This window comes from Brumicola pallidula DSM 14239 = ACAM 615 (assembly GCF_000428905.1).
Classification (GTDB): domain Bacteria; phylum Pseudomonadota; class Gammaproteobacteria; order Enterobacterales; family Alteromonadaceae; genus Glaciecola; species Glaciecola pallidula.
In genome coordinates this window covers 37,243-57,473 of sequence record NZ_KE386814.1, presented here as the reverse complement: position 1 = coordinate 57,473, position 20,231 = coordinate 37,243, and the positions used below count along the sequence as shown (strand labels likewise).

19 protein-coding genes and 1 tRNA gene are annotated in these 20,231 nt (G+C 40.5%); 9 read left to right on the top strand and 11 right to left on the bottom strand.

What is annotated here, in order from left to right:
• Positions 1 to 54: 54 nt before the first annotated feature.
• Together G399_RS0111150 and G399_RS0111145 are read right to left on the bottom strand one after the other, a co-directional pair.
• Positions 55 to 1,320, bottom strand: a complete 1,266-nt coding sequence (locus G399_RS0111150) for a DEAD/DEAH box helicase (protein WP_006009824.1) — start codon at positions 1,318 to 1,320, stop codon at positions 55 to 57.
• Between the two features lie 250 nt (positions 1,321 to 1,570).
• Positions 1,571 to 2,434, bottom strand: coding sequence for a TraB/GumN family protein (locus G399_RS0111145; protein WP_006009826.1), 864 nt, complete (start codon positions 2,432 to 2,434; stop codon positions 1,571 to 1,573).
• 179 nt (positions 2,435 to 2,613) lie between these two features.
• Between G399_RS0111145 and G399_RS0111140 the strand changes: the two genes are divergently transcribed.
• A complete protein-coding gene (locus G399_RS0111140; RefSeq protein ID WP_006009828.1) occupies positions 2,614 to 3,219 on the top strand; it encodes a paraquat-inducible protein A in 606 nt (201 codons plus the stop codon).
• A gap of 285 nt (positions 3,220 to 3,504) precedes the next feature.
• Positions 3,505 to 3,897 (top strand): fatty acid desaturase, encoded by a 393-nt coding sequence (locus G399_RS20640; protein WP_006009830.1) that lies wholly within the window; start codon positions 3,505 to 3,507, stop codon positions 3,895 to 3,897.
• A 101-nt stretch (positions 3,898 to 3,998) separates the two neighbouring features.
• Here G399_RS20640 and G399_RS0111130 read toward each other — a convergent pair whose 3' ends face one another.
• Together G399_RS0111130 and G399_RS0111125 are read right to left on the bottom strand one after the other, a co-directional pair.
• Positions 3,999 to 5,399, bottom strand: a complete 1,401-nt coding sequence (locus G399_RS0111130) for a M16 family metallopeptidase (RefSeq protein WP_006009831.1) — start codon at positions 5,397 to 5,399, stop codon at positions 3,999 to 4,001.
• Positions 5,383 to 6,738 (bottom strand): M16 family metallopeptidase, encoded by a 1,356-nt coding sequence (locus tag G399_RS0111125; RefSeq protein ID WP_006009833.1) that lies wholly within the window; start codon positions 6,736 to 6,738, stop codon positions 5,383 to 5,385. The genes G399_RS0111130 and G399_RS0111125 overlap by 17 nt, the downstream gene beginning before the upstream one ends.
• A gap of 328 nt (positions 6,739 to 7,066) precedes the next feature.
• Here G399_RS0111125 and G399_RS0111120 point away from each other — a divergent pair, with 328 nt between their 5' ends.
• Positions 7,067 to 8,356 carry an O-acetylhomoserine aminocarboxypropyltransferase/cysteine synthase family protein gene (locus G399_RS0111120; protein ID WP_006009835.1) on the top strand — a complete coding sequence of 430 codons (1,290 nt, stop codon included), beginning with the start codon at positions 7,067 to 7,069 and terminating at the stop codon, positions 8,354 to 8,356.
• A 255-nt stretch (positions 8,357 to 8,611) separates the two neighbouring features.
• Positions 8,612 to 8,779, top strand: coding sequence for a hypothetical protein (locus G399_RS22025; protein WP_006009836.1), 168 nt, complete (start codon positions 8,612 to 8,614; stop codon positions 8,777 to 8,779).
• Between the two features lie 636 nt (positions 8,780 to 9,415).
• Here the strand turns inward: G399_RS22025 and cspE are convergent.
• From cspE to orn, 7 genes are all read right to left on the bottom strand, one after another.
• Entirely contained in the window at positions 9,416 to 9,625 is a 210-nt protein-coding gene (cspE, locus tag G399_RS0111110) for a transcription antiterminator/RNA stability regulator CspE (RefSeq protein WP_006009840.1), read from the bottom strand.
• Positions 9,626 to 9,917: 292 nt separating this feature from the next.
• Positions 9,918 to 10,415, bottom strand: coding sequence for an acetolactate synthase small subunit (ilvN, locus tag G399_RS0111105; RefSeq protein WP_006009842.1), 498 nt, complete (start codon positions 10,413 to 10,415; stop codon positions 9,918 to 9,920).
• Positions 10,415 to 12,130, bottom strand: coding sequence for an acetolactate synthase 3 large subunit (locus G399_RS0111100; RefSeq protein ID WP_006009844.1), 1,716 nt, complete (start codon positions 12,128 to 12,130; stop codon positions 10,415 to 10,417). The genes ilvN and G399_RS0111100 overlap by 1 nt, the downstream gene beginning before the upstream one ends.
• Before the next feature lie 186 nt (positions 12,131 to 12,316).
• Positions 12,317 to 12,697 carry a MaoP family protein gene (locus G399_RS0111095; protein WP_006009845.1) on the bottom strand — a complete coding sequence of 127 codons (381 nt, stop codon included), beginning with the start codon at positions 12,695 to 12,697 and terminating at the stop codon, positions 12,317 to 12,319.
• A gap of 238 nt (positions 12,698 to 12,935) precedes the next feature.
• Positions 12,936 to 13,430, bottom strand: coding sequence for a DUF4442 domain-containing protein (locus tag G399_RS0111090; RefSeq protein WP_006009847.1), 495 nt, complete (start codon positions 13,428 to 13,430; stop codon positions 12,936 to 12,938).
• A gap of 91 nt (positions 13,431 to 13,521) precedes the next feature.
• Positions 13,522 to 13,597: transfer RNA gene (locus G399_RS0111085), tRNA-Gly, on the bottom strand.
• A gap of 80 nt (positions 13,598 to 13,677) precedes the next feature.
• Positions 13,678 to 14,235, bottom strand: a complete 558-nt coding sequence (orn, locus tag G399_RS0111080) for an oligoribonuclease (protein ID WP_006009849.1) — start codon at positions 14,233 to 14,235, stop codon at positions 13,678 to 13,680.
• Between the two features lie 97 nt (positions 14,236 to 14,332).
• Here orn and rsgA point away from each other — a divergent pair, with 97 nt between their 5' ends.
• From rsgA to G399_RS0111055, 5 genes are all read left to right on the top strand, one after another.
• Positions 14,333 to 15,364: a small ribosomal subunit biogenesis GTPase RsgA gene (gene rsgA, locus G399_RS0111075; protein ID WP_006009851.1), complete on the top strand. Its 1,032-nt coding sequence runs from the start codon at positions 14,333 to 14,335 to the stop codon at positions 15,362 to 15,364.
• Positions 15,365 to 15,442: 78 nt separating this feature from the next.
• Positions 15,443 to 16,321, top strand: coding sequence for an archaetidylserine decarboxylase (asd, locus tag G399_RS0111070; RefSeq protein ID WP_006009852.1), 879 nt, complete (start codon positions 15,443 to 15,445; stop codon positions 16,319 to 16,321).
• 5 nt (positions 16,322 to 16,326) lie between these two features.
• The gene (locus G399_RS0111065; RefSeq protein WP_006009854.1) at positions 16,327 to 17,208 is read left to right on the top strand and encodes a DMT family transporter; all 882 of its coding nucleotides are present in this window, start codon (positions 16,327 to 16,329) and stop codon (positions 17,206 to 17,208) included.
• The gene (locus tag G399_RS0111060; RefSeq protein WP_006009856.1) at positions 17,199 to 17,936 is read left to right on the top strand and encodes a glycerophosphodiester phosphodiesterase; all 738 of its coding nucleotides are present in this window, start codon (positions 17,199 to 17,201) and stop codon (positions 17,934 to 17,936) included. Before G399_RS0111065 ends, G399_RS0111060 begins: the two co-directional genes overlap by 10 nt.
• Before the next feature lie 376 nt (positions 17,937 to 18,312).
• A complete protein-coding gene (locus G399_RS0111055) occupies positions 18,313 to 20,178 on the top strand; it encodes a TonB-dependent receptor plug domain-containing protein (protein WP_006009858.1) in 1,866 nt (621 codons plus the stop codon).
• The last annotated feature ends 53 nt before the right edge of the window (positions 20,179 to 20,231 follow it).

Sequence of the window (20,231 nt, the reverse complement as noted above, 5' to 3'; positions counted from 1 at the left end):
GGTGCTGGCAAATAAGCGTCATCAGAAGGCAGGTTGCATCACCTGCCACATTTCCTACTTTCTTCTAGGCTGCCTCGGTTTGTCACCCCGACCTTCACGATTTCCATTGGCGCCATCAAAACGCGTGTTTTTGGGTGCTTTGGGGCGCTTGGGTTTTTGTGCTTTTAGGGCAACAGGTGCTAACTTTTCACTTGGCTCGAAACCTTTAATCACCTCGGTTGTGATAACTTTACCTATCAGACTTTGGATATCGCTGATATTCTTTTTGTCTTCTATGGTTGCAAAACTATAAGCATGACCCGTCGCGCCGGCTCTGCCCGTACGACCGATTCGGTGAACGTAATCTTCAGGAATGTTAGGTAAATCAAAATTCACAATTTGCGGAAGCTCGTTGATGTCGATACCTCTAGCGGCAATGTCAGTAGCTGCTAATATCTGAACCTTACCGCTTTTAAAATCAGCTAACGCTCTCGTTCTCGCACCTTGGCTTTTGTTACCATGAATAGCTGATGCGCTAATGTTCTTCTTAATTAAAAATTTGGCAAGTCTGTCAGCACCATGCTTTGTTCTGCAAAAAACCAAGACTTGATGCCAATTATTCTCAATAATTAAATGACTCAACAATGTATTCTTGTTTGTTTTGTCCACCGGAATAATGACCTGTTCAACCGCCGTTGCAGTGCTATTTTTGGTATTAACCGAAATTTCTACTGGGTTATTCACAATTGTTTTTGCTAATTTGCGAATATCATCTGAAAAGGTAGCTGAAAAAAGCAGGTTCTGTCTCTTCTTCGGAAGTATTGCCATGATTTTTTTAATGTCATGAATAAATCCCATATCTAGCATGCGGTCAGCTTCATCGAGCACAAGTATTTCAAGTTGCGAAAACTTTACTGCTCTTTGTTGATACAAATCCATTAATCGGCCAGGCGTTGCCACTAAAATATCAACACCTCGGCGTAATTTAATCATTTGCGGATTAATCCCTACTCCACCAAACACGACTTGAGTCTTCAGGTTTAAATGCTTGCCGTAGGAACGAATATTCTCGTCAATTTGAGCTGCTAATTCTCTTGTTGGGGTTAAAATAAGCGCCTTAACGTTGTTCGCTGCTGCAGGTGTTGTGTTTTCAAACATCGACAGTATTGGTAGGGTAAATGCAGCCGTTTTGCCTGTGCCTGTTTGTGCAGCAGCCATGACATCCTTGCCTTCTAATACAACCGGGATCCCTTGTTCTTGAATTGGCGATGGTTGTTTGTAGCCCTTTTCTTCTATAGCTTGAAGAACAAGAGGGGATAATCCTAAGGATTTAAATGACATGGTTATACTCGTTTGAAGAACTGATAGGACCTAACACGCTGTTAAGCAGGAATCGCCTAGCAAAATAGCTTACACATATTGCTGACTGATACTAAGATCGCAGAGGGTACAGCAGAATGTAATACATCGCAATGAAAATGCGGTGTTGTTGACCTATTTATAGCCCCAAAAACATCCATATTGACACAAATAAATAGCCGTCATTTGGTCTGCCCACAACCGTTGTTTTATAGATAATATTCGCCTTTGCCTATTTTACCTTTTCAATCGCGTAGCCTTTGGCTTCTAATTTAGCAAAAACACTGTCTTTACCTACAAAGTGAGCTGCACCAACTAACACAAATTCAGTTGGCTTATCCTTTAGCATTTGCATGATCTTGGGCATCCAATTATTGTTCCGTTGAATAATTAAGCTATTGTAAATTTCAGGGGACGTTTTTTCCATTGCTTCAATAAGCGACTTATTTAATTTTTCTAGATCGCCGTCTCTCCAGCTAGATAAGATATCATCAATAAAAGCTGGTAAAGTTTGGATTTCATCAAGCGTATGTTTGATCATTGCATTGTCATCATCGCCACCTCGGTTAACTATAAAATCTAATTGCTCATCAACAGATTCAAACCATTGTATTGGTTTTCCATCTACTTTTGCTCTCGTTGCGAAAATTTGGTCAACACCATCGTGGTCGAAACCGTTTGCTCTAAACTCCATCATTGAAATCATTAATGCCAACATTGAAGGTTTAAACCGATGGAACTCGACGATCTGCAGACCTCTGGAATCTAAATGCGTCTTCAGTGCAGTATAAGTTTCATCATTTAAATGAGATTGTAATGTCGTACCATCGGTCAAGGTCAGTTTTGATAACATTTTTTGTTGAAAATCTACCGTTTTAATACCGTCAATATCGGTTTCGAAAACCAACTTATCAGAAGCTGCGTAAGCTCTGTCATACTCAGTCGGTAAAGGTAAATTTTCAGCTTTTAAAATGTGAATAGTACCACCAAAGTAAACGCTATTTTCACCATCAGTTACCTTCCAAACAGAAGCTGCTTGCACAGAAATTGACGCCGATAACAATACTGTTAGTGCAACTTTTTTTAGCATATTCATGATTTACTTCTATCCTTAAGGTGTTTCGAATGTCACCCTGATAAGGGCTCAGAGTGCAGGCGAGTCATTGTGCCTGAATTTAGCAAAGTCTTGATACAAAGATTTAAGTGACTCATCTTTTTACTCATCTTATAATAGATTTGACAAGTTTAAACTAACTAACATTTAGGATAAAAAAATTGCTTCAAAAACACATAGGGTTTGCACTCAGCATTGTCGCAATTGGACTGTTTGTACCTGGTATTCTAGCCCCCATGTTTACATTAAATATGGAGCTTGCTGTTGTTCTCTCAGGTCCCTCAATTTCTTCAGAGCTAGTCAATAAAGAGCTAGTCAATAAAGAACTATCCATAATAGGCACGGTACAAGAACTAGTGAGTAAAGATAGGTTGTTTGTTGCTCTGCTCATATTTGTTTTTTCTGTGGTGATCCCATTAACTAAGACCAGTTTAATTACCTCAGTTTACTTTACTAAAAGTATTGAGTTTCAGCGCAAAATCAGCAAATTTGTAGCGGTTATCGGTAAATGGTCGATGGCTGATGTCTTCGTGGTTGCTATATTTCTTGCCGTACTCTCAACCGACCATGCACAAAGTGCAGAACAACATCAACTTTCTTTCTTTGGCATGTCTATCGACTTTGAAATCAGTACCCAAACGTTGTCAAATGTAGGAGTGGGTTTTTATTATTTTGTTGGATACTGCGTGATTTCCTTGATTGGTTCTCAGTTGATGTTATCTGCTATTAATCGCTCACAAAATATAATGGGAAACAATGAGCTATAGAAAACAGTCGATAACACACAAGAAAATATAGTGAAAAACTAAGAAAATGGAGAAGACTAAATTTTAGTAAAAATGAAGAAAGAACTTACAATCTGCCTTGCCGTCATCTGAATTAGGCTATGCTGTACCTTCATTCACAGATTGTGCTGACAAAAGTCCTTAGGTATGGAAGTGAAAAACATGCGTGAAAAGACCAATTTTACAGGAATAAACAACGCAGATATTCGTCAATTTTCTGAGAAATCGAATTAGCAAGCGGCACTGCTCGTCACCGCAAATTGGGCATTGATTTCACTCGCCTTCGCAGTTTCAGTTATTTGGCCATATCGGCCAAGCTATGTATTCAGTATTGTTTTGCTTGCTAACAGGCAGTTAAGTCTTGCTATTTTGATGCATGATGCCGCGCATTACATGCTTTTTAAGAACCAAAAAGTTAATCGCTGGATAGGGAGTACATTCTGCAGAGCTGTGGTTATTGCCGACCTGGACGCTTATCGAACATATCACTTGCAACATCACAAAGACTCTGGAACACAAGATGATCCAGACTACCTAAATTACAAAAATTATCCCGTTACCCATGCTAGCTTTTTACGAAAAGCAGCGCGCGACCTGAGCGACACTACTGCACTCAAAATTTTTTGGTCACTGTTGCTTATGAATGCCGGTGATACCTAGTAAAAAACGGCTATTATAAAGACACTCATATTGCTCAAGGTTATGGCGACGTGCTCAAACAATTAACGCGCACGAATTAAGTGATAGCCTATCCGCTAACCCTAATCTAGGTTAATGCTATTATCTTTTATATCAGCTTCAATTAGCTTGCCGTATTGTCTAATATTCTCTCTAATATCATCGGCTTTACCTACAATTGCAAATTGCATATTTTCTTTAGCGAAATACTTAGCGATAAGCTCTTTGCTGCGCTCTACATCAAGTTTATTGACCTGCTGGGTAAAGGTGTTAATAAAAGATTCATCAAAATCATATACAAACATTTCAGCTAGCAAAAAGGCGATGTCAGACGATGTCTCATAACGCGGAGGAAACTGTCCTTTGACGTAAGACTTGGCTGAATCCAATGTGGCTGTATCAATACCTTGTTGCCATAATTTGGCATACGTTTTTAATGCAAGATCAATCGCCTCAGTGGTGGTTTCTGTTTTGGTAAATGTAGATATCGCAAAGCTACCACCCTCTTTATTACTTGAAAAAGAGCTTCTCGCACCATACGTTAAGCCGCTGTTGACACGTAACTCATCATTCAACCAACTAGTAAATCTGCCGCCCAAAATAGTATTAATTACCGATACAGCAACGAGGTCTGAATTGCTACGTTTTATGCCGGGTCCGCCAATTAAAAAAGTACTTTCAGTCGCATCCGACTTGTTCACTAACAACACGTTTGCTTGTTTTGGGGCAGGTAACGTTGAGCTCACCTTAGCCATCACTTTCTCACCTTCCCATTCACCAAACAGACCTTTCAGTTTTTTTGCCATGGCCTCAGGCTCAATGTCACCGGTCACAATAATCGCTGAATTGCCGGGATTAAACCACTTTTCATGAAATGCTTTAACGTCGTCTAGTGTGATACTTTGGACTGAATCTATATTGCCGCCAACCGGATTTGCGTAAGCATGATCGGCGTACAAAAGCGCATTAAAGAACTGCCCTACTTTGGCCCTTGGACTTTCTTTCTGACGTTCTAAACCAGCTAAGTAGCGTGATTTTTGTTGGTCAAATTCAGCTTGGTTAAATCCAGGATTGAGCAATACATCACGCAAAATAGGTAATACAGTATCAATATCTTTACTTGCCAAGGAGGCGCTTAACACACTGTATTCTAATGCTGCACTGCTGCTTGTCTGTGCCCCAATAAAATCTAGCTTCTCTTGAAATGCTTGTCTATTCAGTGACGCTGTACCTAACAGCAAATTACTTGCTGTCATTTGTGCCACACCCGCTTTATCGTCGCTTACTGCGCCGGCCTTAACGATTGCTACAACATCGACTAGGGGTACTTCGTCTTGTTTCATTAAATAGATAGTTAAGCCATTTTTAAGTACCATCTTTTCATATTCAGGCAAAGTAAACTCTGCAGCGCTAGTAAAGTTAGCCAAACTGAACAAGGAAGTCGAAACAACAGTTATTAGTAACTTATTAAAGATCGTTTTCATTGCTATCCTCCTGGGCTGCTAGTATACCGACGGTGCGGTTTGCTTTTCGTAAATACAAATTGGCAACGCGTTGCACATCATCCTTGGACACTTTGTCGAGTGAATTTGGCAATTCAAATAAAGCGTTGTAATCGCCAAAATAGAATTCATATGAACCAAGCGTATTAGCTTTGCCATTAATCGTCGACATTTCACGATAAAAATTTACCAATTGGCGATTTTTGACTTTTTGAAGTTCCTGATCTGTTACGCCGTTTTTCATTACTTCGTTTATTTGCGTGATCAATCCTTTTTCCAGCAAGTTTATATCAACATTTGGTGCTGCAATCGCGTAGAAATAAAACAGATTGGGATTGATAGATTCTGAGCTAAACGCAAATACTTGAGCCGCTAATTCTTGCTCATAGACCAACTCTTTAGTAAGTCTTGAAGTGTCACCATCACTTAAAATACCTGCTAAAACTTGTAGCGCATAATAGTCTTCATGTTTGGTTTCTGGCACATGGTAGGCGAACATAATGTTGGGACTAGTAACTGATTTTTTTTGTACATATACACGTTTTTCACCCACTTGCTTGGGTTCCACTGTATGTACTTCACGAGGCGCAGCTTGTGCTGGAATAGGTTCGAAGTATTTTTTTGCAAGGCGTTTGACGTCCTCAAATTTGATTGCTCCTACAATAACGACAATAGCATTGTTGGGTGCATAGTAGGTTTTATGAAAGTCTTTCAAATCCTGCAGTTTCCAATTAGCAATATCTGACTCATGTCCGATTACAGACCAGCTATATGGGTGAGCACGAAATGCGGCGGCTTTAACTTGCTCACTAAGCATTCTATAGTTTGAATTTTCAAGGCCCGTGGAACGCTCTGAGATTACTACGCCACGCTCATTTTCAACTACGTCGGCGTTAATGTCCAAGTTTTGGATACGATCAGCTTCAAGGTCGAACATAAGTTCTAAGGCATCGGCAGGAAACCAATCGGAATAAACCGTCGAGTTTTCTGTGGTATATGCATTGTTAGAGCCACCGGCTGCTTCCATGGTGCGATCAAACATTTTAGGTCCGTATTTTTTAGAACCGTTAAACATCATATGCTCAAAAAAGTGCGACAAGCCGGTAATCCCAGGGTATTCGTTTCTAGAACCTACTTTCCAAAATAAGTACATGTTGGCATTAGGAATAGAATCATCTTCTAGGACGATTATTTTCATTCCATTATCTAAGGTGAATTGCTTGATATCTTGTGCTTTGGTGATAGCGTAAGACTGCGCTGAGAATAGGATGGCGGTGCAAAATAATCCTATTAACCACTTGGTGATACCGTATTTTTTCATCAGAAACTCCATTTGTTTAATTGATACTGCTCGCGCGCATCAGCGCATTGAATATATTGTGCGGGACATTTTACGTAAAATGATAAAGAGTCGCCCGCTGATGCACAACATTTGTGTGTCTTTGCTTACTTAATAAATGTAACAAAATCACACGGCTATCATTTTTGGAAGTGACAAATAGAAGTTAAGACATAAAAGTTATTATATAGATGGTTTTAATCTCATTTTGAGTGTTTTTTAAATCCGTAATTCGTAGCATTATAAATTAAAACCTTCATTAATATTATTACAAATAACAAACACTCATGACAATAAAGTGGAGAACATAATGAAACCAGAAACAATTGCGTTACATGCGGGCTATACCAGTGAACCAACAACAAAAGCAGCCGCAGTACCCATTTATCAAACAACATCTTTTACTTTCGATGATACACAACATGGTGCAGACCTTTTCAATTTAGCCGTGCCAGGTAATATTTATAGTCGTATTATGAACCCGACGAATGCAGTTTTAGAGCAACGTGTTACTGAATTAGAAGGCGGTATTGGAGCCCTAGCGGTTGCCTCAGGAATGGCTGCTATACGTTATGCAATAGAAACAATTGCAGAAGTTGGTTCCAATATTGTCAGCTCCAGTCAGTTGTATGGCGGAACGTATAATTTGTTTGCACATACTTTTCCACGTCAAGGTATCGAAACTCGATTTGCAGAAGGTGATGATTACTCAAAACTAGCCTCACTAATTGATAAAAATACTAAAGCTCTATTTTGTGAATCCATTGGTAACCCTGCCGGCAATGTTGTCGACATTCAACGATGGGCAGAAATTGCGCACGCAGCAGGCGTTCCTTTGATTGTTGACAACACCGTTGCAACGCCAATCCTCTGTCGTGCTTTTGATTTAGGCGCCGATATTGTTATTCACTCACTGACAAAATATATTGGCGGCCATGGCACGACTATCGGTGGTATTATTGTCGACTCAGGCAAGTTTGATTGGTCAGCAAATGCAGAGCGCTTTAGTATGCTAACGACACCGGACCCTTCTTATCACGGAGTTGTGTATACAGAAGCGCTTGGTGCTGCAGCTTATATTGGCCGATGTCGAGTGGTGCCGCTGAGAAATACCGGCGCTACGCTTTCAGCTCAAAGCGCATTCCAGATTATGCAAGGCTTAGAAACGCTGTCTTTACGTATGGAAAGACATTGCGAAAATGCTGAAAAAGTAGCTAAATATTTAGAATCACATAGCGCCGTTGCTTGGGTTAACTACGCGGCACTTCCAACCAGTAAGTACTACCAAACATGTCAGCGAATTTGTGCTGGCAAAGCAGCAGGTATTGTTAGTTTCGGTCTAAAAGCTGGAAAAAACACGGGCATCGAAGCGGGTTCAAAGTTTATTGATTCACTTCAATTGATCCTACGACTAGTCAATATTGGTGATGCGAAGTCATTGGCTTGCCATCCAGCAAGCACAACTCATCGACAGCTGGATCCAGATGAACTCGCAAAAGTTGGCGTGTCACAGGAAATGGTTAGGATTTCGGTTGGTATTGAACATATTGATGACATTATTGCGGATATAGAGCAAGCGTTGGCAGCAAGTCAAGCATAAACCGGTCTGCAGTACAGATGTAAAAAATCAATGCTGCTGTTACTTTAATAGCTTATGGCGCGACTATGTAGGAGCGCCATTCAATACATTGCTAGCAATTTCAAATAGGGTTAAACCACTCTTCGCGAGCATTTAGTTGGAATCAAGCGTGTCTGCGATACTTATGCTAAATGAGGTCAGTGTGTTTTTAGTTTGAATTGTTGATAGCAATACATTTTTTTAATAGTAAATGAATAATTTAAGGATAAATTAAACATGAAAAACTTAACTAATGCAGAAGTACAGCAGGTATCCGGTGGATTTTTACAAGCCTTATTAAGCTTCTTTGGTCCCAAGCTAGTAGATAAAACCTTGGAAGCAGCCGCAAATGTCGATGACATGTATCAAGATCCAAATAGAAGTCTACCTTACAACCGATTATAAAATCTGGCGCAGATCACTTCAAATGGACATCAATGAGGTGCAATCATAAAATAAAAGCTATGCTTACTGTATTTTGGTGAGTAATGGCTTTCTTCAGATAAAAGGAAATTAATGTGAACAAACAGATCTATAGTCGCTTAGCTTTTATTTTTTTAACCCTAGGGATCGTGTCAGCTGTTTTTCGACAATCCCTCGATATAACAAATTTCACGGCTACAACTGCATCCAATATACTGGTGATATTGTGCGTGGTTTGGTCCCTTCCGGTTATTTACCCGTCACTATCACCTAAACAATTTGCGCTGAGCAGCTCCTGTTGCGGACTGGGTGGATTTTTATACCAAGTTACTATTCATTGGTCGAATAACCTTTTTATATTGCTCAGTATGCTCATAATATTATGTGCAGTTGGCATAAGTAACCTAGTTTATTTAAGGATTGAAAGCGTTTAAAGGATATATACTTTGGGCTTGGTACAGGATAAACAATATGCCGGTTTGCGGCTGCCTGTAAATATATTTTGGATTTTGGGACTGTGAGGATTTTAACATTTCTAAGTTTACAGCTTGTTAACTAATACAAACTATTCCGAGGAAGAAAAACAAGGCGATGCAGACGCATCACCTCATAAGAAACTTAGATTGTTTCAACGTTTGCAGCTTGCAAACCTTTTTGGCCTTCTTCAACTTCGAAAGACACTTTCTGTCCTTCTGGAAGAGTTTTGTAGCCTTCAGCAACGATAGCTCTAAAATGAACAAAAACGTCTTTGCCGCCATTGTCCTGTGTAAGAAAACCGTAACCTTTATCAGCGTTGAACCACTTAACTGTGCCTGTAACTTTAGACATGTAAACCTCAAATATATGTAAATTTAACCGCGCAAATAGCTGCGCATTTCGAATTTCTGGGAAGATGACTTACTGAGATTTTACTAACAAATGGAAAAACGTCTAACTGATGGTCACGGGCGTGAACAAAGAGGTTTATAGCACTTACAGTATCAAACTAAATAACATTGTCTTTTCAGAAACAACAAGAGTGTAGCACAAAAATCACCATTGCAAATCTTTATTCACTAAAACTGCTAATTATTTGAACAAATTTGCGCAATGGTGCTTCTCTTGATCACACCTACAAGAACTAAGGTCGCAGCGCTTTATCGCCTCTTGCAAGACCACATACACCAGTACGTGCAGACTCAATAATATCGCCACATTGCGACATTACATCTTCAAACGCGCAAAGTTTATCGCTAGTGCCGGTAATTTCAATCGTATAGTTATTCGCATTCACATCTAGTATTCGGGCTCTGAAAATATCCACATTTCGTTTCACTTCGGCACGCGACAACTCTGTTTTGTTGCCTACTTTAATAAGCATTAATTCGCGTTCAATGTGCGGGCCTTCAGTTAGTTCTGCTATTTTGAGCACGTCAATAAGCTTATTTACCTGCTTAGTAATCTGCTCAATAACTTTGTCGTCTCCCTGCGTGATAATGGTCAAGCGAGATAAGCTTTCATCGTCAGTTGGCGCTACGCAAAGAGAGTCAACGTTAAAACCGCGTTGGGAAAACACACCGACTATTCTTGACAACGCACCGGGCGCGTTTTCCATTAATACTGAAATGATTCTTCTCATTATGTACGCTCCGTTTTACTCAAGCGCATGTCATCCATGGCACCATACTTAATTTGCATCGGATAAACGTGTTCATTTTGATCAACCATTATATCCATGAAAACTAGGCCAGGAGTCGCAAAACAACGAGCCATTGCATCATCTAGGTCATCAAGATGGTCTACTTTAATTCCAGTATGACCATAAGCTTCCGCTAGCTTAACAAAGTCAGGCATAGATTCCATGTATGAGCAAGAATGGCGCCCCTTATAATTCATATCCTGCCATTGACGAACCATACCGAGCGCACGGTTGTTCAGTGAAATAATCTTAATAGGTAAGCCATATTGCAAACAAGTCGATAGCTCTTGAATATTCATTTGAATACTACCATCACCCGTTACTACAACAGAAACCGCATCTGGATACGCAAACTGAACGCCCATAGCCGCTGGAAGACCAAAACCCATGGTGCCCAGTCCACCTGAATTAATCCATCGGCGAGGTTTAGCAAATGGATAATACAATGCTGCAAACATTTGATGTTGCCCAACGTCCGAACTCACATATGCATCACCCTTGGTATGTTCATACAAAGATTGAATAACTTTTTGTGGCTTTATTACCTGACTAGACTGATCGAACTGCAAGCATTTTTTGCTTCGCCATTCTTCAATCTGTTGCCACCAATCAGCAACCTTCTGTTCTTGGTTTGTAAAGTCTGCATCAGCCAGAAGCTCCAGCATTTGCAATACAACTTTATCAACAGAACCAACCACGGGAATGTGTGCATTCACAATTTTTGAAATAGACGCGGGGTCTATATCTACGTGAATAATGTCAGCATGTGGACAAAACTTGTCAACATTGTTGGTTACGCGATCGTCAAAGCGCGAACCCAAAGCAATAATGCAATCTGAATTGTGCATTGTTTTATTTGCTTCAAGAGTGCCGTGCATGCCTAACATACCAACAAATTGAGGATGTACTGACGAAAACGCGCCTAAGCCCATGAGTGTGCTGCAAACAGGTGCATGTAGGAGCTCTGCCAGTTGTGTAACGTAAGCACCTGCCTCAGCTACGATGGCACCGCCGCCCACATATAAAACAGGGCGTTGCGCCTTCAGCATTGACGCAACCGCTTTTTTGATTTGTTTATTGTGACCTTTCAAAGTCGGGTTGTAAGAGCGCATTGTTACGTCGTCAGGAAAAACATAAGGATGTGAATCTTGAACGTTTACGATGTCCTTAGGTAAATCAACAACCACAGGACCTGGACGACCCGTATTCGCAATATAAAATGCCTTTGCGATTGCCATTGGTATGTCTTCTGCTTTTTTGACCAGAAAACTATGTTTGACGACCGGCCTAGAGATCCCCACCATGTCACATTCTTGAAAGGCGTCTTCTCCGATATGCATAGATGGAACTTGACCGGACAAAATGACCATTGGAATCGAATCCATAAAAGCAGTCGCTATGCCAGTAATCGTATTTGTTGCGCCCGGTCCAGAAGTGACTAAGACAGCACCCGTTTTGCCTGTAGCACGAGCATAGCCATCCGCCATATGCGCCGCAGCTTGTTCATGACGCACAAGTACGTGCTTAATGTCGTCTTGAGCATGCAAGGCATCATAAATATCTAGTACCGCGCCGCCCGGATAACCGAACAAATGCGTTACACCAACTTCTTTTAGGGCTTCTACCACCATTGCAGCGCCCGACATCATTTTCACAGAGTTCTCTCCTTACGTGTTTTTAGCATATAAAATAAGGTAATAACTCGAATATAGCGTAGCCAAACCAAAGATAAAACCGAAAAGAGGCAGAAAGTGAAAAAATCATCCTAATAGATACAAATATTAGGATGAAAATACTAATAATAGAATGTTAATAGCTTGTAAATAGGATGGATGGCCTAATTATTCATCCAAATTAATACCTGCATCATCATCGACATCATTTACTAGATCGTCATCCAATCGGCTTTCGGTCAATGCTTTTTTCGTACCATGTATACTTGCATATTTTGGTCGATTAATGCGATTTTGATACTTCAACCAGGCACGCTCGGGAGTAGTATCTGGTTTCTTGCGTCCTGAGGCAGATTCAATGAAGCCTATTTCTTCATCGTTTGATGGCAATAAATGTCCATCAACCAATGCAGCAATTAAACAACCATATTGCAGTAGAGCCTTGCTCTCAGCGATAGAAAAATCGCCAGAACGAGAAAAACCATAGGGATAATGCTTAGCATCGCTAAACATACGTTTTAACAGTGATTCGCTATTCATGTTTAACACAAGAAATTGCTCCCAGAAATAAGACAAAAACAATGAGACTTGCTTACAAACCGCATTAGTGATCGGAACTTGCTTATTGTCAATAGCTAATTTTTATATTATTTGAATGGTGAAAGAGTATCGACGCCTGAGCAAGCCAATAGGAGTGCAATTAAGTTTCTATTTTTTAAAAAAAAAGCACCTATTGACATAACCTCAGTTAGTAATTTGCGTCGTGTTTTAACTATAATCGGGCTAATTATTTTTTATCTTTTTCAATCCATGCCCAATGCATTTCTGCAATGACAGGTTCATTCCCATTTTCATCGATCACTTTGACGTCAACCAGAAAATCGCCTTTTGGTTCATTTTGCAAAATATGTATTTGCTCATCGTTAAGACTCGCAGTGGCCTGTATATCCCCATAAGCTCGTTTTACATACTTAAGATTCATACTTTTTATGAGAGGAATTTTATCTCCAGGTAAATTCACTCCCACGATGAAACCGGTCGCTGATTCTGCGATTAATGCCATCGCCGCCGCATGAACGCTACAGATATGATTTTGCACTTTCTTTCGATTTTTAACAAAAAACGTGACACTTTTCAGGTCAGTTTCTTTTATTTCCATTTTACAGGTTCCAACTAATTTTACTTTATATCTAAACATCCAAGTCAATATTTTAAAACGCAGCCACAATGGTCTTTTCATGGCGCTGTCTGCAAAAATTCTCAGTGGGTTTACTATGAACATAAAATCACCTAGGTCAGTAATCAATTAGGAGCTAAGATGGATACACTAAAAACCAAAAAAGCACAGTAAAAACCGTGCTTTTTTTTATATTTGGAGCGGGAAACGAGATTCGAACTCGCGACCCCGACCTTGGCAAGGTCGTGCTCTACCAGCTGAGCTATTCCCGCAATCTGGAGGCGCATTTTACAAAAATACTCGAGCAGTGCAAGTCTAATTTGCAATTATTTGCAAATTAAGCCGTAATCGCCTAAATCTTAAACACATTTTCTCGGTAAAATTTCATTTCATCAATTGATTCAATAATATCATCTAGTGCTAAATGGACGCCTTTCTTCTTAAATCCGGCAAGTATCTCCGGTTTCCAACGCGCTGTTAGTTCCTTAATTGTACTTACATCAACATTTCGGTAATGAAAGTACGCTTCTAATTCTGACATATATTTGACTAGGAACCGTCGGTCTTGACCAATTGTGTTACCACACAAAGGAGACTTCCCCTTAGCTACGTATTGCTCTAAAAATTTTATGGTTTCTCTTGTCGCAGCGTCGACATCATATTCACTCGCGCGACAACGAGCCGTTAACCCCGTCGCACCATGGGTCTTTACACACCACTCGTCCATATTATCGAGCACATCATCAGACTGATACACTGCAATGACTGGACCTTGAGCCAATATATTAAGTTCTTTGTCTGTTACGATAGTTGCGATTTCCATGACTACGCAAGTCTCAGGGTCTAACCCTGTCATTTCCATATCAATCCAAACTAAATTTGAGTCATTAAACGATTCATTCGGCGACATGATTACCTCTGTCATTAAATATCATGAAAATAAAGACTAAAAAAGGTAACATGCAAATAAGCATTTCGCCAGCAAGTATTCAATCAACAAGGTTCACGTGGCTAAACAACCAAAACTATCCGACCGTCAAAAACGACAGGTCAAAGATAATCGCACAAAACGCTTAGCAAGCAAACAGGTTGCGCATAGCGACGAGCACCTTGGTGCTGCGTTAAAAGGTCGCGTTATTGGCCGTTTTGGAAAACATGCGAATGTGGAATCTATTGACGATGGTATCGTACATAAGTGTCACATTCGACGAACCGTTACTTCGGTTGTTTGCGGTGATAATGTGTTGTTTCGTCCTTCTCAATCGGACGACTCGCGCGACCGTGGTGTAATTGAAGTTGTCCTGGACCGAATTACAACGTTAACGCGACCTGATTTTTATGATGGTGTAAAGCCTATCGCCGCTAACATAGATCAAATTATTATTGTGGCTGCTATTGTTCCTCAACTGTCAGCACATATTATTGATCGCTATTTAGTCGCATGCGAAGACGTCGATATCCAACCTGTTGTTGTTATCAATAAAATGGAACTGTTAAGTGACGAAGATCGTGAGTATGTAAAAGAGGTCGTCGAAATCTATGAGGAAATTGGATACAGAGTAATCTACATGAGTTGTGTCACCCAAGAAGGTATTGCTGAGCTGTCCACTTTATTAAAAGATAAAGTTAGCGTTTTTGTTGGTCAAAGTGGCGTAGGCAAGTCCAGTATCATTAATCAGTTACTGCCAGACGCAGAGGAGGTGGTTGGTGATATTTCTAAAAATTCAGGGTTAGGGCAACATACAACAACCGCTGCAAAATTACTACATTTTGAGCAAGGCGGCGATTTAATTGACTCGCCAGGAGTAAGAGAATTTGGCCTTTGGCACTTACCTGTTGAAAAAGTAACCTCTGGCTTCATTGAATTTCGTGATTACATAGGAGGTTGCAAGTTTACAGATTGCAAACATGGAACCGACCCGGGGTGTCTTATCAGACAAGCTGTAATGGATGAAAAAATAACCGAGGATCGATATGAGAGTTATCATAAGATTGTCGATTCTTTAGAAGAAAACAGTCCCTCTTATTCGAAAGGGTAATTTCACATAAGAACTTAATTTCTCATTCGTTTATTCTTTGTTGTACAATAGCGAAGACTAAATTATAGAGAGAATCCAGTGCTAGATTGGCTTAAAGTTCGCGTTCAATACATAATTCCTAAACATTTAACGTCAAGGATCGTCGGCGGGTTAGCTGCGACGGAAGGAGGCGTTATTACACAGTTTTTTATCCGTATTTTTATTAAAGCATTTGAAGTGGACATGTCGGAAGCGAAGTATTCTGAGCCGAGCTACTACAAAACCTTTAATGCGTTTTTTACACGCCAACTAAAAGATGGTGTTCGTCCTATCAAAGAAGATAACAAACAACTTTGCCATTCTGTTGACGGAAGGGTAAGCCAATTCGGTAAAATTATCGGTGACGAGATTTTTCAAGCCAAAGGTCATAATTATAGTTTAACCACATTATTAGGCGGCAAACCCGAGCTAGCGAGTATATTTAAAGGCGGTGACTTTGCTACTATTTACTTATCACCTAAAGATTATCATCGCATCCACATGCCCATTGACGGCAAACTTACAGATATGTTGCATGTGCCTGGCGAACTATTTTCGGTCAACCCTTTAACAGCAGCAAATGTGCCGGGGTTGTTTGCGCGCAATGAACGTGTCGTGACCATTTTTGATACTCCCGTAGGCAAAGTAGCAATTGTTCTCGTTGGCGCCACTATTGTTGCGAGTATTGAGACCATCTGGGCAGGCAATATAACACCACCGGCAGGAAAAACAGTGCAACATTGGCAGTATGAAGATCAAGATATTAGCTTGCACAAAGGAGACGAAATGGGCCTCTTCAAATTGGGCTCGACAATTGTGGTTTGTTTCGAACCAAATGCCGTGGAATTTGCGGACTTACAAGCGGGTATGGTGACACGCTTAGGTCAACCATTTGCGGTTGTCAAAGAAAACATTGAAACATCAAGCGACTCTGAATAACGTTGATGGACCCCGTTAAGAAAAGCCTTATATCATTGCATATTACTGTAATGCTATTAGGCGGTACCGCACTTTTTTCGCAATTAATCCCGCTAGGCTCAATTGACATCACCTTTGGTCGTTCTGTAATTGCGTGTATGCTACTTTTTACAGTCGCTAAGTTCGCTGGTGAAGGATTATGGCTGAACTCAAGCAGAGACTATTTCATTGCATTCGGCCTTGGCATCATTATGGCCGTACATTGGGTCACATACTTTATGGCGATGCAGTTGTCCAGCGTATCCGTTGGTATTATTGCGCTATTTACGTTTCCGGTGATCACCGTGTTAATTGAGCCTTATTTTGAGAAAAACCGCTTGCTATGGCAAGACATTTTGAGTGCGCTTGTGGTGTTAGCCGGTATCGCCCTAATCGTTCCAGATGCGTCACTGGAAAATGATGTGACTTTGGGTGTGATCGTGGGTGTTTTTTCGGCGTTTCTTTATGCTATTCGCAACTTACTACATCGCCATTATTTTTCACACTATAGCGGCGCTAAAGCGATGGCATGGCAAACACTCATCATATGCCCTACGTTGGTCTTTTTTGTATCCGAGGAATTGGCAATGATTGATATAAACACATTGTGGTTACTGGTTGCATTAGGTACATTTTTTACTGCTGTGCCACACGCTATGGTTGCTAGCGCTCTGAAGCATTTGCGGGCAAAAACATTTTCCTTAGTTGCTTGCATGCAGCCCTTTTACGCTATTCTATTTGCAATGATTTTGATCAATGAGCAGCCTACTTGGCAAACTTTAGTTGGTGGTTTACTGGTAATTTCTGCAGCGGTATACGAGACTATTAACACCCATAGAGAAAACCAAAAAGCCAAACAATGCTCGTAATTGCTCACCGCGGTTTTAGCAGTCAATACACTGAAAATACAATTATTGCATTCCAACAAGCGTTGAAGCTTGAGGTTGATGCAATTGAACTCGACATTCATCAAGTTGAACACGAGTTTTTAGTTTTTCACGATCCCTACTTAAATACACTAACCAATGGTGAAGGTCGTATATTTGATATGCCACTGGGCCAAGCGCGTCAACTGCTGATTAAAGATAAAGACCAAATACCGACTTTGGGCGAGGTTGCCGCGCTCATTGGCAACAAAGTCATATTGAACATTGAGGTAAAGTCAGTTCAATCAGTTCAAGAGTTCGTGGTTTATGTGAAACATCTAATTGCAACACATCAATGCAGGGTTGTAATTTCATCTTTTGATCATCCTTTACTCATGGCTATAAAGACCAGTTTCAGTGACTTCACAGAAGCAGATTTGTTATCTGAAGAAACGTGCCCGGTGGAGTTTGGAGCATTAATTGCTCATGCCCCTTTTGATCATGCTAAATACGCTAGCAGTCTCGGCGTGCTAATCGCTGCCACCGATTGGAATACAGTTAATGCTGACTTTGTAGAAGATGCACATAGACGTGGCAAAAAAGTATGGTGTTATACCGTAAACCATCAAGAAACACTGTTAGAGCTTATAGACATCGGCGTCGATGGCATATTTACAGATCGCCCAGACTGGGCGAAACAATTGATTACACGGAAAGCAAGTTTAAGCTGACAAGAAAGTGTCAAACTAAACAACATATTTTCATACTTTTGAGTTAGCCTTTCGCCAAGTAAAGAAAGGACACATACCGGACCTAAGGAAATTTCGTTATTCCATGTAACCTTCACCCATTGTGAATAGTTATCATGTGCTATATTTCCCCCGCTGAGATACAATATTGATTAACGTAACGACTACTGCCTTTCAACTTAACCTCAACACTATTTTACGATATTTTCGTTTGCTTGTGCCAATATAGTAAACCCCGTTGTATAACGCTAGTAGGAAGAATGATACTTTCTGCTAGATGATCATATGGTCGCATGAGATGGTAAAAAAATAATCGTTGTTACTAATAGATCTGACAGCACAAATAGAGAATATTAACATGATTCGAATTGTACAAATTGCTTTGCCTGCCTTGTTGTTTAGCGCATCGACTTTCTCATCAGCAATTGATGAAACCGACAATAGCGATGAAGAGAGTCATATTGAGAAAATTACGGTTGAGGGTTCAGCAACGGCGAATAACAAACCTGTAGGAACCTTCGGTTCACTAGTTTCAAATCTAGAATATGATCCACGCGTTGATCTACAGTCGCGCAATATGGCAGAGGCTCAAGCCGATGTGACGATCCGTGGCGGCATTTTCGAAAATACAGGATTTAGAATAGGCAGTGCAACATTATTTGATCCGCAAACTGGGCATTATTTTGCGGAAATTCCTATTGCTCAAGAAATGTTAAGTAACGCGAACGTTCTAACAGGCGTAGACAATGCACTGCTTGGTGTTAACAGCTCGGTAGGAACTATTTCCCGAAAATGGACCCCCATAAAAACCTCAGGTAGCGTTTCTCTTGGCGCAGGTAATAACAACTTTAATTTACAACGAATTCACAGTGGTGTGACTTTGGCACTGGTTGACTTTACAGATTGGACTATCGGTTTTGAAGGTGAGCTCTCTCGCTCTGAAAGTGACGGTACTATAGAAAATGGCGACCACGATTTTCAACGTGCTTCTGGTCGTATTCAGTTAGTTGGACCATCATCACAAACTGACTTGTTTTTTGGTGCTCAAGAAAAATTCTTTGGTTGGCCAAATATGTACACACCATTTAATGTCAATGAAACTGAAGACCTTAAAGCGCGACTATTCATACTTAATCATAAACAATATTATGCACAAGACAGCCTATTTGAAATTTCCACTTACTATCGTCGTCATCGTGACCATTATGTTTTTTCGCGTGAAAACCCTGATATATTCGAAGCTTTTCACGAAACTGATGTTAAATCGATAGCCCTTTCTGGCCGCCATTTACAAACAGTATCCTTTGCACTCAATTATTCAGCGCAGTTTATAGCAGACGGTATCGAATCAACCACGCTTGAAAATAACTTTACCTCTCGTCATTATTACAAGCTTAGTGTATTACCTGAATACCGCATGGATCTGCAAAATGATCGACAGTTAACTTATCGCCTTGGCGCGACTTTTGACGATACTAACCGAGATGGCTCCGAAACGTCGCTAATTGCTGATATAACGTTGAACACGATCAATGCTGACGATACCTCGCAAACTGTCTATCTTTCTTATGCCCAAGCCAGTCAAGTGCCTGGTTATACGGCTATCGGTGGCAGTAATACAAGTGGGCTGTTCAGAAGTAACTATAATCTTGCGCGAGAAACTACTAAAAACATTGAATTAGGCTTGGCATTAGATCGAGACACTTGGCGTCTTGATTCTGCTATTTTTTATCGACAAGATGATGATTTAACCGATTGGACTTATAGTTTAAGTTCAAGCTCTGCGCGCTCTGCAAACCCCGTCAATATAGAAACTTTAGGTTTAGAGCTACTTGCCATAAAGCGTTTAGACAATACAGAGATCATTACCAGCTATACCTTCCTTAATAAATCTGAAGATTATGCCACTGCAGATATCGATGCTAGCTTTTATGCATTGAACTACCCCGATCATCGCGTAACATTAGGTGTTATTTGGCGCCCTACCAGCATGGTTGAATTCCGTGTTGATAACGAGTGGCGTAAACAAGAAGAAAATACGCTACGCAACGGTGATGACGATGCATTATTTACACACCTTACGTTAAAGATATCTCCATCGCAGTTGAAAGGATTGGATATTATACTTGCGGCAGACAATCTTTGGGATGAATCTTTTGAAGAGGTGCCTGGCACACCCGGCCGAGGAGAACAATACACGTTAAGTGCTACGTACCACTGGTAGAATTGTAGAGAGTCCTTGGCACCGCCCCAACTTATTGGTTATAAGAAACTCAT

What these genes read in the sequence shown, in the direction of transcription:
- G399_RS0111090 (WP_006009847.1), bottom strand. Translation starts at nt 13,430, where the DNA reads ATGTTCATAGTAAACCCACTGAGAATTTTTGCAGACAGCGCCATGAAA.
- G399_RS0111120 (WP_006009835.1), top strand. Translation starts at nt 7,067, where the DNA reads ATGAAACCAGAAACAATTGCGTTACATGCGGGCTATACCAGTGAACCA.
- ilvN (WP_006009842.1), bottom strand. Translation starts at nt 10,415, where the DNA reads ATGAGAAGAATCATTTCAGTATTAATGGAAAACGCGCCCGGTGCGTTG.
- G399_RS0111130 (WP_006009831.1), bottom strand. Translation starts at nt 5,399, where the DNA reads ATGAAAACGATCTTTAATAAGTTACTAATAACTGTTGTTTCGACTTCC.
- G399_RS0111150 (WP_006009824.1), bottom strand. Translation starts at nt 1,320, where the DNA reads ATGTCATTTAAATCCTTAGGATTATCCCCTCTTGTTCTTCAAGCTATA.
- G399_RS0111055 (WP_006009858.1), top strand. Translation starts at nt 18,313, where the DNA reads ATGATTCGAATTGTACAAATTGCTTTGCCTGCCTTGTTGTTTAGCGCA.
- G399_RS0111065 (WP_006009854.1), top strand. Translation starts at nt 16,327, where the DNA reads ATGGACCCCGTTAAGAAAAGCCTTATATCATTGCATATTACTGTAATG.
- G399_RS0111125 (WP_006009833.1), bottom strand. Translation starts at nt 6,738, where the DNA reads ATGAAAAAATACGGTATCACCAAGTGGTTAATAGGATTATTTTGCACC.
- G399_RS22025 (WP_006009836.1), top strand. Translation starts at nt 8,612, where the DNA reads ATGAAAAACTTAACTAATGCAGAAGTACAGCAGGTATCCGGTGGATTT.
- G399_RS0111060 (WP_006009856.1), top strand. Translation starts at nt 17,199, where the DNA reads ATGCTCGTAATTGCTCACCGCGGTTTTAGCAGTCAATACACTGAAAAT.
- G399_RS0111145 (WP_006009826.1), bottom strand. Translation starts at nt 2,434, where the DNA reads ATGAATATGCTAAAAAAAGTTGCACTAACAGTATTGTTATCGGCGTCA.
- orn (WP_006009849.1), bottom strand. Translation starts at nt 14,235, where the DNA reads ATGTCGCCGAATGAATCGTTTAATGACTCAAATTTAGTTTGGATTGAT.
- cspE (WP_006009840.1), bottom strand. Translation starts at nt 9,625, where the DNA reads ATGTCTAAAGTTACAGGCACAGTTAAGTGGTTCAACGCTGATAAAGGT.